This is a genomic window from Bartonella refiksaydamii (assembly GCF_902652675.1).
Taxonomy (GTDB): Bacteria; Pseudomonadota; Alphaproteobacteria; order Rhizobiales; family Rhizobiaceae; genus Bartonella; species Bartonella refiksaydamii.
The window spans coordinates 1-13,140 of sequence record NZ_LR736314.1 but is presented as its reverse complement, the minus strand read 5'-3'; the positions used below and the strand labels follow the sequence as shown (position 1 = coordinate 13,140).

Sequence of the window (13,140 nt, the reverse complement as noted above, 5' to 3'; positions counted from 1 at the left end):
AGATTGCTTTTAAACTGTTAAACTGTTACTTCTATCCACGAGGCGTGAGCCAGTTATACCAGGACGGTTTTACCGGATCTGCGAGGAGTTGACCGCCCTCCACGCCTTCTCATTTTCCTCGCCTCTTTTCCGTTAAGAACACAAGACTTTCTTCCTGTTGTTTTCTTTACAACAACCTCTCGCCCTTTTTTTCAGCCGCATCCAATAAGCGTTCAATTTCTCTAGAGCTTTTTTTATGCATGGAGGTCAACCACCATTCTTGTTTGCTTGCCACAAATTTAACCGCTAAGCGCCACCATACCCCATCATTTTCACCCAAAAACACAACGCTCGGTACACCTTTTCGCCTGATAATTCCATGGGGGCGGATGAGTGTTTGAATGGCGCCTCGAAAATCCTCCAAGTGAAGAGCTCGCACTTGATGCTCTAACAAAATATGTTTCACACTGTCTGAGGATAAGCGAATAAGAGAATTCTCCGCTGCAAAAACATCACCCACCTTTTGTGGTATAGGTGCAATGGGTATAAACCCACGCGGCATATGCCCTTCAAACATGGCTTCCAAAAGCGGTGAGCCTACAATATCTTCAATGGCAATACGCTTGCCATTGTCCCCCATCACAGAGACTTTATCACTTAAAAAACTGCTTAAATTTTGCGCCCGATGTTTCCCAGGGTTCAAATGCCATCCAGGATCAATCCCCTTTGGTATCTTTTCAACTTGTCCCGTTCGCTTATTGTGCCAAACCTTCTGTTCCACTTGAAGTGGCTCCGCCCCCTTTTCATAGCCTAAATCTTCTGCTTCATAACGGCTTACCTGCCGTACACTGCATTTACACCGCCAGCCATTTGGTGGATAAAGCCAATCCCAAACCGGATCATCAACGGGTGCGGTAAATCCCACCCAACTTTCATGTTCTAAACGCTTATGTTCTGAACTGGACAAAGCATAGGTGAGATAGGGCAAAAATTCTTTATTATGTTGCGTACGCTCCCATTCACCTGCCGCATGGGCACTCATGGTATTAGCCCAATAGACCGTTTCTAAACGCCGTGGGCTGCCCAATTGCACCACGCTCTTTTCACCAGTTTTGGGATCAATGCTGGTCTTTTTCCCCCACCAACCCTTTTCCTGTAAAATCGGCATCAAATTTTTTTGAAAGTCTTGAAAAGGAACTTGATGTTTTATTGCCTCTCCAACCGCTCGCTTAAAATCATCCAAAATGTCATAGCCCACCGATTTTGCTACCGTAAAGGAAAAAGCATGTTCTTCTGGTGCCACATCACGCCAATCAAAACTTGGAAAAAGTGCCTTGGCTTCAAAATAACGGGTGACCTCTTTGGGAGCAGTTTTAAAAAGTTCCTCAGCCATGATACCCAAGCCCACGTGCAATCATTTGTACCTTTGCCAAGCGCGCTGCTAATGCGTGATGATCCATTTCGCCTAGCAATTCATCCAAGCCTTTGAGGATATCCTCATAACTTTTTGCTTCTCTTACAAGCTTTTTAAAAGGCTCTAAAAGGGGTTCTAAATCCTCTTCCCAGTCACTTAAAGCTTCTTCAGAAAGGCGGTCCAATTCGTCGTGATGTTTCCCACCCTGCTCTTTTCCACCCTTTCTCTCTCTTGTCACAGAAACATCAAAAGCACCCCCACAATCAGCACAAACATGAGCCTTTTGTTTACCCTCACCATCCTCTTGTCCCCTCTCATCATCAGGCGCATTATCAGGAGCCTTTAAAACATCTTCTCCCTTTTTTGGTTGCGAAAAACCAATCTTATTGCGCACCTCTTGCGCACCAACACGCAAACCCAAGGGCACGAGTTTTTCCAGCGCATCGCTAATGGCTTTAATATCTTCATTTTCAGAAATCGGCCAATAGACAAGGGGGATGCGCTCTTGGCGCCCAAAATTAATCTCAACAAAAGGCGCTATCAAATCACGGTTAGCCGTCAACGCCAGTTGGCGGGCGTCAGCTCTGGCAATATCATGGCGCACATTTTCATGAATGCGCGCTTGCGAAAAGGACGAACCATCATCCGTCGTCATGGTTTGTCCCAACACACCCTTGGAAATCTGCCGATCTAAATATTCAGCTTTTGCGGCAAAAACCGCATTGCCACTCCCCCCCGCTGCTTCAATAAATTCAATCTCCATCTCTTTGGGAATTATCGCTGCCGCATCACTGGATAAATCACGCACCGCTTGAATGAGAACCCGCCGTTCTTCATGAGAAGAGCTCGCACCATATTTGCCCACGCGCAACGGCATGCCGTAAACTTCTAAGAATGCCATCCAATCTTTCAGTGTATAAGACTTAAACAAAAACGCCCAAGCCGCAAGTCTGGCAAGCCCCGTGCGGATAGGTAAACCACTTTTCAGCTTTGGTCGATGAATGGAAAATTTATAAGCAGGCAACTCAATACCATAGTGAGACCCCTCTTCTTTTAAACGCAAATGAAAACCATCCCGTCGATCCAATTGAAAAAAACGCTGGTCACGCCACCTCCAAGCAACCGGCCACCATTCCTTAGCACTCTTGTCCCACAAGGTTTCAACAACCGCATAGCCTTTTCCCAAAGCATCTAACAAATCCGTCACATAATCATCAACAAAGGTAGGTGCACTAATCACTTCTCGCACCGCATCCGCAATCTTTTTGTCCAATGCACTGTTGCTTGCTGCAATTACTCCAGGCTCCACCCCTGTGAGAGCATTCTTACGCATGCCAAGCACAGCACGATAATGCAAATCACGCTCTTCCATATCATCGGCAAGTTGGAAAAACTGTTCTGGATGACCCCGTGCTGCCTGTTGTAAAATATCAGCAAGTTGCGCAGGGGTGAGACCACTTACAATGGTTTGTGACCACACATCACGAACACCATTAATGGTAGGACTTGCTACTTCTCGCTCCAACCCTTTGATATTAAGCGCCCTACCCCACTGATCTAAAAGTTTTACCATCTCATCATCCCATCAATAAATCTTTGATCGCATTGTTGAAAAAAAAGGGGTTGAAAAGAGCGGGCTTTCATCAAAACTATAAGCCTCTCTCACAGCTGTATAATCATAAATTTCAGGAGTTTGGCGGCTGGCAAAATAAGCCAAAGCGCAAGCAATCGCGCTATCCCCATGGCGCATAAAACCATCACTGCCTTTAAAACGATGAGTGTCCGGAATTTTCACAATGCCATTGACATAAGCAAGCGCTTGATGATCCGCAAAAATATCGCTATCGCGCGGCAAAACAATGGACCCATCCCCAAAAGCTTCTAAATAAGCCGGCATTTCTTTACCATACCAACTTTGCGACAATTGCACTTCCCGCACCAGACCCCCATAACGCTGCGCCGCTTTTTCGGCTAAATAAGCCCCATTACCCCGTGCATCTAAAGCGCCCCCCAACAAACGTGGCAAGCCATTCACCACATAAAATAAAATCTCTCTTTGTTGGTCAAACGGCGTATTGCGCAATTCCACCATAAACCGCACACGCCGTACCAGATCTTGCCCAATTTCCATCACCACAATCGACGTTGCATCCCCACTCCGCGCAAAATCAACACCAAAAACATGTTGGCGCCGTCGGTCAAGCCCAGCATGAAGAGGTTTTAGGCGCCCCTCACACCAATGAAGAGCAGTTTGACTTCTTTGATAATCCGATTGATTTTTAAAATCATCCACACAAGCAAAACGCAACACCGCAATATCAGGCGCACAACAATTTTCAATCTGTAAGCGTGTTAAAGCCGCCCCTTCTTGATCGGCTGGTATGCCATCCAATTCTTGGCGCATAGCAGCCAAACGCACCCCATAAGAGGCACGGATTTGCTGCTCCCATTGTTGCTCAGAAGCTAAACTCCACACCTCCCCCTTCATCGCACAGACCCGTTTAAACAAGCCATTTTTAACAGCGACACCAAAGGGGTAACAATGCACCGAAAAAGGCACTTTGCCTGCACGCGCTTCACGGATCAGTTCATTGAAAGGATTGAGCACGCCATTATGCGTTGAGATCACACGGATCTTGCCTCCCCAAATCAACAAAGCATTGACCGCATCCAAAACAGAGCGCACATCTTGATGAAACGCCGCCTCGTCAATCACTACAATGCCTTGTAGACCACGGATATTTTCAGGGCGGCTAGAAAGCGCTTCAATGCGAAAGCCTGAAGCAAAACGCACCCGGTAAGCAGAGATATATTTTGTTGAACCATCCTCTTTTTGATCAGAGAATAAAAACTCCTCCACATCCCCACTATTACTGGTAATAGCCTTAGCAAAATTGCTCACATAACCAATAAACTCACGTCCCTTTTCTTTGGTATCTCCAATGTAAAAAACATTATCGCCACCAGCCTCAGGCGTTGCTGCAGCAATAAGGGTATCATCCAAAGCTTCCGCAAAAGTAATGCCGGTGCGCCGCCCCTTTTCAACCAATTTTAACGGTGACTTATCTTCAATCCATGCCAGTTGATGCGCCATCAAAACACCTTCCTCCAAAGGATCTTGCTCTTGAGAGAAAGCTCTGGACCTCCAAATATCAAAACCACTTTGATGATCAAAGACATGACTTTTTGAGAGGAGCCTTTCAGCCATTTTTAACCCCCAACACTTGCGCACGAATAGCGCGTGCCGTTTCTTCTGAGAGCCCCGCCGCGACTGCTGCCATCTCAACCGCTTTATTTGCTTTAGAAGCAAAATCCTTTTCCAACTTTTGCCGCCTCGTGGTCGACAAATGTTCCGCTGCCAAAACCCCTTTGAGCGCATTAGCCAATTCTTGTGCCGATTTTGGTGAAAGGTTTTTGCCACTGCTTAACGTGGAAAAAATCAGTTCTTTAATCGCCGCCGCCGTCAAAAGAGTGATATTATCAGAAGTTTTGGCATCAAAGCGCTGGGAGAGACTTGCGGCAATTTCCCTTGTCTGTTCTAGGCGCCGTGACATCACCGCTAACCGCAAAGAATAACGATTAAAACTGGAAAAAGAGGGTATAGAAAATCTTAAGCCCGTTTCCTTTTGTAAAGCCTTCAAAGCCGCTTTAAACTCACCATAAATAGCCATTTGTGTCTTCTCACGCCCATTTAAAGCCTCAGCAGCCGCAGCAATAATCTGATCACAAGCTTGCGGCAATAAATCAATCGCCGTTAACCGTCCACGCCCGACTTTGCGCATCTTTTACCTCGTCTTTTATTGATGAACGTTTAGGCCGCTTAATCCCCTCAATGGAAAAGCTCCGATCTAAATGACGCGCTCCCCGTTCGGTTAACGCCGCAAGAAAAACTGAACCCACCTGTTTTAATGTGACAGCACCTTGATCTTCCATCCAAGCCAGTTCATTATGCACAAAATCGCGATCGCGCCTGATGCCATAACTGTATAAAAGCCGCTCAATCATCGCACTCGATAAGGTTTCACTGCGCTCACAAACAAGCCCTTTTAAAATAATCAACCGCGCTTCTTCACGGATGATTTTATCCATATCTGCTTTCATTTCTTGGCATTCTCCAGTAAAAACTCTTGCAAGCGCTCACCTATCGCCGCCACCGGTTGCAATTGGGCAGAAAGCGTATTGAGGCGACCATTCAATTTCTCCATATTCACTTCCAACCTTTGCAGCGCATCGCGATCAGGCAAAAAATCCATCTCCGTTTCTAACTTTTGCACACGCTCTTTAAGCGCCGCGATGTCTTTCAGCATTTCCCGCGCACCTGAAGAAAAATAGGCTCTCAAAACGCCACAAATCGCCACAACCGATAAAAGCAAAGACAACCAGCCATTCGCAACACTGATATCTAAATTCACTTAAAAACCCCCTCCATCTTGCCTAGAATTGCTTGAACCGCAGCTCCTCTGCGCTGTTCGCAAATCAATAAAGCAACACGATCACGCCCCCAATAATGCACCACTTCACGCGCATTCAAAGCACGCTGCGGCAGTAAAGCTGGGCGGGCACACGCAATGCCAACAACAGGCGGCAATTCAACCGATAAAAACTGATAAGACAGACTATCCACCGGCTTGCTTGTTGAGCAAGCGCACACGCTCAACCCCAATGCCACAGCCAGTAATTGGCAATACTGCATTGACTTCCTCCATTTTTATAAGCTTTTGTTCCAAAGCCGAAATCACCCCTTGTGCTCGATGCTCTGCTGCCCATGCTGCTTTCCTCTGGCGCTCCTGCTCAAATTTCGCCTTTAACGAAACCTTGGCAATCTCAAGCTGCCAATACAAATCACGCGCTCTTTCCGCCTTTAAAATTTGCGCTTTCATCAAGCCAAATTCAGATAAAATAACACCCACAAAAAAAAGCAGCCCAAAAGACAATTTTGAAACAGGGCTAAACATTGCGCTTATCTCCCCGCCGATAAACCGCCTTCACACTCTGTTTTTGGTTCTTATACGGGTTTGCAGGCTTCCTATTGGAAAAATCCAAAGAGCCAAAACCGCGGTGCACACCCAAATTGCCAACAATAATCGCTACCATCGAAGGGATAGAAATACCCGCCATATCAACAATGTGTGGTGCACCCCACAAACCACCACAAATGAGCAAAAAAATAACCCCCCAAGAAAACCAAAAAGACCACCATAAATAGAGCCTAGAACCCCGATAAGACGGCTTCATGTCTTCACCTCGCATGACAGCCCCAAAAGCTTTTTGGCGCGGTTTAAATAGGTCAAACGTTGCACAAGTCCATTCTTACCACCATTAATCGCCTTGGTAATTCTGAGACAATCATCTTGATCTGCTAACCTATTCAAGCCTTTCATCTGCCAAAACCAGATAGCAGACCAAAGCGCTGCTGGAAATTGTTCCACCTCTTGCGGGAAAGCTTCACAATCGGGCGCTTTAGCATCCACCAACCGCAAAAACTGCGTAAAGCGTTGATAATTCTTGCGCCCCGTTAATTGGATTAAACCACGCCCCTTAAAACGTACACCATCCCCAGGCTTAACATTGCCTAAATCACGCCGCCCCTCATAAGCACGCCCAGAGGCATATTCACAAACCGTAAAAAAGCCATCACTCTCATGGGCACATTGGCTTAAAAAATGTGCAACACGCAATGGTGTCGTGATCGCACCATAAGACAAAGCTTTAGGCAACACGCGTGCCATTTCAACAATAATAAAATCTTGGCGCGCATGATGCGCCAATTTAGGGGCAAGCTTATGAAGAAAAGAGGTATCTATTGAAACCATAACAAACCAATGAATGAATAAAAATCCATCCACAGTTTATTGGATTTCTGCTCCCTCATATAAGTCTGACACTGTCAGTCAAAACTCTCAATACTCATAAAGCTCTGGAAATAATAAACCTTGTGGTTCTTTCGAAGAAATTCTCTTTTTCAAGCGATAAGCTGTACGCACATGCATACCAGAAACAGCAGACGCTGCATCTACCGACCAACCTTTTTGCAACGCTTTTAGCATTTTTTGCCGCCGTTCAGCATCTCTACCAAGGGGGATAAGAAGGCGCACACCAGAACCATTAAAACAAAAATGGTTGATCAATTGTTGCGCCTCTTCAAACCCAACAATTTCAATCAACCAATCCGCATTCTCAAGACGCCCGGGTATATAAACTTCTCGTCCACCAAAAGCACGCATCATATTCCATGCCGCCTCACTGCCCGCAACATCAGCTATTTCACGCAATAAGGCAGGAAAATCGCTATAGATTTCCTCTTGCATGCATGCTTACCCCTCGCTTTTAAAACTTTTACGGATTTTCCGCCCCCAAATATTCATTACTTGGCGAAAATCGCCCCCATCCATCTCGCCCAAAGCTTTACCACTTAACGCCATAACACTTTGATGAAAAGCTTCCACATCAAACACAACAGCAGGATTCAAACGCTTCCATTGGGCACACAAAATCGAAATACTTGGTTTATTCCTCCAAGAATCTTGAATCTTTTTCCCTCTCCAGTCAACCCCGCCCTCACGCTGTAACCAACCTTTCAACGCCTCAATAGCTCTGCCCGCATCATCTCCATCGCGTAAAAAACGGATATGATCAATCCCCGTTTGCCGCTTTACAAAGCCAAGCAATGCTTTGTCTGAACGATCACGAATAATGCCAAGATTCCACCCAGAAATCCAGAGCGCCTGGAGCTTCTTAGCATATTTGCCCTCTAAACGCTTCACACTCGGCGCAAAACCATAAGCTTTCATTTCATCAACAACCAAGTGCCTTTCTGAAACACTCAAATCTTTCGCCGATTGCTTCCCCGTCAAGCGGAACAGCAGTGCGCGATAGGTCTCATCATCAAGACCTAAAGCGCGTTTTCCCAGATGAATAGCGGCTAAAGACATGTCACCCCTCACGTCTTCGCCATATCAATGGTCACAGCACGCCAAGCGCTTTCCAAACTATCGCGCTCATAAAAACGCACATATTCCTTGGATGTCGTCACACGGAACGCTTCACGAAGTGCACGCATAGCCTCATTCCAGCGTGGATCATCAATATCCAAACGCAACAACATAAAGATTTCTCCCCGATTCACCTTGCCTTCTTTATCCGTATTAAAAGCACGCGTAATAATGGCACGGATTTCAGGGCGTGCATCGGCAGACCACTCATTCAAACATTCATCAAGAAGGCTTTTGGCAATTTGCAATTGTGGTCCAAAATCAAAACTCTCCTGCACTTGCACTTTAATGCGCTGCAAACCATCAAAGCTTGTATAAGTACAATTGCCCTTTTTGCCACGCCGCTCCACACCATATTCTTGTGCAAGCAAGCTATCAAAAGCACTCAAATCCGCAATCGTATGGCTGTTAAAACGTGCAATCCTTGCCGATAATTCTTTCGCAAAACCCATAATTTTGCGCACCGTTTCATCTTCTAACAAATCTGCAGGACGGATCAGGCTTACCGGCACCAAAGCCCCTTTCGCATCCTTCATATAATGCGTGCCTTCAAGTTCAATTTGTGGATTCATCACCAACTTCCTCCTTATGTTTTTTGAAACCGACGAAACGGCACAACATCCCCTGAAGAAGGCGCACATCCCGCTTTCAATTGCCAACGACACCGCAAAAGTTCATGTCCTAAAATGTGGTTATAGCCTGCCAAGCGACGCAAATAATCATTCAATTCTCGAACATCTTTCGCACTCAAAAAAATGCCCTCCAGTTCATGTTTTAACAAAGCAGAGCGCAAAGCAACCAAGCAATCTCTTACCATATAAGGGTTCCGTTCCATCATTTTCCGCCTCCAAAATCCATATGAATAACTGTACCTGTCTCATCAATTCTCTCATCCCTCTTGGAATAAGAAACTTTGCAACGCGACAAAGCTTCTACAACTTGGCCCTCTAAAACCCCTTCTGCTTCGCCCAAACGGTGAACACTCAATTCCAATTCAAGCGATAATGCCCAATCAACACACAATTTAAGCTGTTCTCCAATCTCCAAACCGCATTGATAATCGTCATAAAGACCAACAAGCGTATCGGATAATTCCTTATTGCTTATCCGCGTCATGCCAATTCCTCCACGTCACGGTTTTTCCATGCCGCTTTGACATGTTTCAGGGTCACCTCACACCCATCTCCAAGCGCTGCCATGCGTGCCAACATCATGGTTTTGTCAATTTGCCGCAAAGCTCCAGCCTTTAAGCCTATCCCTGTCAGAAACTTTATCGCCCCTGAATCTTCAATGCCCCAATCATGGATGCGCGCAGCAATATCCTCACTATAGGGCTTGCGCCGTTTCAGATGCATCGCCAATCGGCTTTTAATTTGCGCATAAGAGGGACCATTTTGACGATGAACCAACCGCCCCGAAATCTCATCATTGCCAACCAAAGCTAACCCTGTGCCATTAATATCAACAAAATGGCGCAACTGATTAATCGCTTCATCCGTTAAATTTTGCGCCTCATCAACAATCAACAACGTGCCACTGCCCACACGCTCTAATTTCTTACCAATGGCACGCGTTAAGCGGGTGGGATTATATTCCACCACTTCCAATTCTGCTGCCATATCATTCAAAATACCGTGAACACTGCGCGTATGGGGACTTGCTGTCACCAGATAAACATGCGGGCGGGTAGAGCGATAATGGCGACAGGTTTCCGTCTTGCCACTGCCCGCATCAAGCGTAATCATCACCATATCCCCCGTGCTTTGTGCCAGTGTTAAAGTGTCAATGATCTCACTGGCAATTCGATTCCTCTGAAAGGCTGGTTTTTCTGGGATCTTCTCCAAAAACCCCGCCGTTTCCTTTAAAACCTCAACCCATTGTTGAACCTTTGCATTTTGCTTACCCAATTGCCCCGCATAACTGCCCGCATACCATTGCGAAAACGTCCCATCCGGCATACCAATGCGTCGCGCCACCTCTGCTTTCGACCAATCATTCATTTGTCCCAAAGCTCTTACCGAATCCACAAGTTCATTCCATAAAGCAATATCATCACTGTTGCGGTTTTGTGCTGTCCCACTGGGCTGGATTTTAGGTCGCGCCCAAGGATTTTTATCGACCGTTGCATTTATCGCGTTTTTCATCTATAATCTCCCTCTCGTATTGATCTAGATTCTTATGGATTTTAGATTTTATTGAATGGGTAGGCTCCCACCTACCCATTTTTGTTACTCTAAAGCCGTACGCGATACTAAAACGGCTAACCTTACAAATCCCCCTCTCTTTCTTACACATCCGCGAACTTGCTAACTTCACGCTCCTCACCTGATAAGCAAAGACACCTGAAAATTTAATTGTATTGATTTAAACTTTTAAAGGATTAAGACTTCTCCCCCCTTTTCTTTGTTAACGCTTCAAGCTGGTACGCGATACAAACCCAGCTTCCTTTTGAGAATTCTTGCAAATCCCCCCTCTTTCCTTTCCTATCGTTTAGGAAACTTGATCACCTCACGCCCCTCATCAGACGCCGAAAGCTTTCTCAAAGCTTTATGCAAATGATGGCTAAATTCTTCTGCCCCCAAAACCTCATCATCGTCTGCTGTCAAAGCTAAATTCCCCACATGGTTTGGCATCAAGCGGCTAACCTTTGGCTTTATCGGAAGCTTCGATTTCAACGCTTCATCTTTTTTCTCAAGGCGCCCATAAACATCGGCCAAGTGATCAGGCGCAAGCTTTGCCGCTAGCTGTTTTTCTGCTTTAACAGCCTTCACATATTCTTTACGCAAACGCCCATTCAAGCGCGCCGCATGCTGGTCATAAAAACCCACATCACAAAGGCATGGTGCCAAACAAAGCAACCGATTATGCAAATCATAAACCCGTAAATCTTGGTGCAAATTATCCGGATCAAAGCGTACAATCACCTTTTGCCCCGCATACTGGTTAAGTTCACGCGCCCAATAACGATTGCCATAAAAATGGATCTCGCCCGTACCCTTTTGCGCACGCAATGCCTCAGAGGTTAAAAGCCATAAAGCCCGTTGTGCTGCCGTTGCTTGCCGAATAATCGTCCCCTCGGCTTGCAAACTCTCAGTAAAAGTCTCATCAAAACTGCGCCCCGCACAATTAACCGCCTTACGCCCCGCTTGCGCATTATGTGCACAAATTTGCGCACCAACATGGGCTTTAAACGCTTCAAATTCTATCGCCCGCTTGCCATAATCTTCAGGCTTGGCATCCGGTTTATTGCCCGTATAAGCCCCCGCACAAAAGGGATGTTTGGAAATCGCTTCTGCCAGATCACGCCATGCCCGCTCAATCGGTTTAGACTGTCCGCTATAAGGTGTGGTCCATTGCAATTGCACTCCCAAACTCGTCAAAAGCCCTTGCGGATCATCCGGCTTAATCTTAAAGCGAAAACGGTTTTGCACACCTCCAGAAATCCACTTGCTGGTAAAGGCACGCCCATTATCCAAGGTCATACGCTCCGGTATCCCATAAGCCTCTACCATATCCCCAATCACCAAACGCACGATTTCCCAACTCTCAGCATCCGATAAGCGCCACGATAAAATCTTGCCCGAATAAAGATCTTGAATGGCAATCAGATAAAGCCGCACAGGCTTTTGCCCCCAAGGAACATTCACAAAAACATCCAGTTTATGCCCGTCCATATTCACCGCTTGCAATGCATGCAGGCTCGAGCGATCACGCCGTTGTGCCGGATAAAGCTTCTTTGCCTTTTCTTCTCCCTCACGCGCTAAAACCACAACCGCTTTGGAAACTTGCGCTTTAAAACGACGCCGCAAAGCCCGCTCTGAAGGGACAGGCGCCCAACCACGCTCCTGCGCAACCGAAACCATCCGCCGATAACACGCCGAAAAAGCAGGGCGAGAGAGACGCAAATAATCCGAACAAAAAACCTCCCACGCTCCCTCATGACACGGCGCAAATTGCGAAACATTCTCCTCACCATAACAAGGCGCAAGCGCTGCCAACCAATCAGAGCGCTCATACCCTTCAACCATCTGCCGCCAATTAAAAAGCGACGTCCGGCTCACACCAAATTGCACCGCACTTAAACTTGCCGCATCATGCACACCCATACCGGCATGGAGCAAATCATCCATAAAGCAAAGCGCCTTCAAACGCTCTTCACAGCGCCTTTTATGCGCCTTTGAAAGCCCCTCATAACGCACCCAAATGCTTGTCTTTTGCTCCCCTTGCGTTTGTTTCACATCAACACCCACTCCAAACCGCACCAACAATGCCGCCCGCGCCCCCTCCGGCAATAAGGAAATGTGATACTCCCAAACCGGCTTGGTTTTGCCTCCCACCTTCCTCGAGAGTTTAGAATTTTTTCTCCAATATGCCCGTCCGTGGTTTTCAAGACTTTTATATGTTTTCGGCAATCCTGGCAAAGCTGCCTCAGCCAATTCGGCAATACGAAACCATTCTTTCATGGCTGCCCCCGTCTAATGCGAACCGGCGTTGCGCGCATGAGTTTCAATCGCGCTGCAATCTCCCGCTGTTCCTGCTGGAGCCGCGCAATTTCTGCTAACCGCGCCTCATCCCCTTGCAACAACAACAATCCATCTTCACTCACCACCTCATCCCAGAGCCAAAATGCCTCTGTCGCCCGCACAAATGCCTTAAACCGCGGCAAGGAAATATCCACCTGCTTACTTTCCGCAACATAAGCATCCAAACTGGCCTTACTTAAACACCCAATCCCTAAATAATGCGCCATACGCT

General features: G+C 46.6%; 17 protein-coding genes and 1 pseudogene. All 18 read right to left on the bottom strand.

Annotated elements, in window-relative coordinates; translation table 11 throughout:
* Positions 1 to 166: 166 nt before the first annotated feature.
* A complete protein-coding gene (locus tag GQO39_RS07055; protein WP_156851559.1) occupies positions 167 to 1,372 on the bottom strand; it encodes a phage head morphogenesis protein in 1,206 nt (401 codons plus the stop codon).
* Positions 1,365 to 2,966 carry a DUF935 domain-containing protein gene (locus GQO39_RS07050; RefSeq protein ID WP_156851558.1) on the bottom strand — a complete coding sequence of 534 codons (1,602 nt, stop codon included), beginning with the start codon at positions 2,964 to 2,966 and terminating at the stop codon, positions 1,365 to 1,367. The genes GQO39_RS07055 and GQO39_RS07050 overlap by 8 nt, the downstream gene beginning before the upstream one ends.
* A gap of 12 nt (positions 2,967 to 2,978) precedes the next feature.
* Positions 2,979 to 4,601 (bottom strand): hypothetical protein, encoded by a 1,623-nt coding sequence (locus GQO39_RS07045; RefSeq protein ID WP_156851557.1) that lies wholly within the window; start codon positions 4,599 to 4,601, stop codon positions 2,979 to 2,981.
* Positions 4,594 to 5,175: a phage protein Gp27 family protein gene (locus GQO39_RS07040; RefSeq protein WP_156851556.1), complete on the bottom strand. Its 582-nt coding sequence runs from the start codon at positions 5,173 to 5,175 to the stop codon at positions 4,594 to 4,596. The genes GQO39_RS07045 and GQO39_RS07040 overlap by 8 nt, the downstream gene beginning before the upstream one ends.
* On the bottom strand, positions 5,138 to 5,494 hold the full coding sequence (locus GQO39_RS07035) for a VpaChn25_0724 family phage protein (RefSeq protein ID WP_156851555.1): 357 nt from the start codon (positions 5,492 to 5,494) through the stop codon (positions 5,138 to 5,140). The genes GQO39_RS07040 and GQO39_RS07035 overlap by 38 nt, the downstream gene beginning before the upstream one ends.
* A complete protein-coding gene (locus GQO39_RS07030) occupies positions 5,491 to 5,805 on the bottom strand; it encodes a DUF2730 family protein (protein WP_156851554.1) in 315 nt (104 codons plus the stop codon). Before GQO39_RS07030 ends, GQO39_RS07035 begins: the two co-directional genes overlap by 4 nt.
* A complete protein-coding gene (locus GQO39_RS07025; protein ID WP_156851553.1) occupies positions 5,802 to 6,017 on the bottom strand; it encodes a hypothetical protein in 216 nt (71 codons plus the stop codon). The genes GQO39_RS07030 and GQO39_RS07025 overlap by 4 nt, the downstream gene beginning before the upstream one ends.
* Positions 6,010 to 6,348, bottom strand: a complete 339-nt coding sequence (locus tag GQO39_RS07020; protein WP_156851552.1) for a hypothetical protein — start codon at positions 6,346 to 6,348, stop codon at positions 6,010 to 6,012. The genes GQO39_RS07025 and GQO39_RS07020 overlap by 8 nt, the downstream gene beginning before the upstream one ends.
* Complete coding sequence (locus tag GQO39_RS07015; protein WP_246668548.1) at positions 6,341 to 6,628, bottom strand: hypothetical protein; 288 nt, start codon at positions 6,626 to 6,628, stop codon at positions 6,341 to 6,343. The genes GQO39_RS07020 and GQO39_RS07015 overlap by 8 nt, the downstream gene beginning before the upstream one ends.
* Positions 6,625 to 7,239, bottom strand: a complete 615-nt coding sequence (locus GQO39_RS07010) for a glycoside hydrolase family 19 protein (RefSeq protein ID WP_156851551.1) — start codon at positions 7,237 to 7,239, stop codon at positions 6,625 to 6,627. Before GQO39_RS07010 ends, GQO39_RS07015 begins: the two co-directional genes overlap by 4 nt.
* A 54-nt stretch (positions 7,240 to 7,293) precedes the next feature.
* Complete coding sequence (locus tag GQO39_RS07005; RefSeq protein ID WP_156851550.1) at positions 7,294 to 7,701, bottom strand: helix-turn-helix domain-containing protein; 408 nt, start codon at positions 7,699 to 7,701, stop codon at positions 7,294 to 7,296.
* A 6-nt stretch (positions 7,702 to 7,707) separates the two neighbouring features.
* Positions 7,708 to 8,325, bottom strand: a complete 618-nt coding sequence (locus GQO39_RS07000) for a regulatory protein GemA (protein ID WP_156851570.1) — start codon at positions 8,323 to 8,325, stop codon at positions 7,708 to 7,710.
* Between the two features lie 8 nt (positions 8,326 to 8,333).
* Complete coding sequence (locus tag GQO39_RS06995; RefSeq protein WP_156851569.1) at positions 8,334 to 8,957, bottom strand: DUF3164 family protein; 624 nt, start codon at positions 8,955 to 8,957, stop codon at positions 8,334 to 8,336.
* Positions 8,958 to 8,971: 14 nt separating this feature from the next.
* Positions 8,972 to 9,223 (bottom strand): hypothetical protein, encoded by a 252-nt coding sequence (locus GQO39_RS06990; RefSeq protein WP_246668546.1) that lies wholly within the window; start codon positions 9,221 to 9,223, stop codon positions 8,972 to 8,974.
* Positions 9,220 to 9,501 carry a hypothetical protein gene (locus tag GQO39_RS06985; RefSeq protein WP_156851549.1) on the bottom strand — a complete coding sequence of 94 codons (282 nt, stop codon included), beginning with the start codon at positions 9,499 to 9,501 and terminating at the stop codon, positions 9,220 to 9,222. The genes GQO39_RS06990 and GQO39_RS06985 overlap by 4 nt, the downstream gene beginning before the upstream one ends.
* Positions 9,498 to 10,529, bottom strand: coding sequence for an AAA family ATPase (locus GQO39_RS06980; RefSeq protein WP_156851548.1), 1,032 nt, complete (start codon positions 10,527 to 10,529; stop codon positions 9,498 to 9,500). Before GQO39_RS06980 ends, GQO39_RS06985 begins: the two co-directional genes overlap by 4 nt.
* Positions 10,530 to 10,868: 339 nt before the next feature.
* Positions 10,869 to 12,848: a transposase domain-containing protein gene (locus tag GQO39_RS06975; protein ID WP_156851547.1), complete on the bottom strand. Its 1,980-nt coding sequence runs from the start codon at positions 12,846 to 12,848 to the stop codon at positions 10,869 to 10,871.
* A pseudogene (locus GQO39_RS06970) lies at positions 12,845 to 13,140 on the bottom strand (hypothetical protein); the annotation flags it as partial. The pseudogene GQO39_RS06970 and the gene GQO39_RS06975, both read right to left, overlap by 4 nt.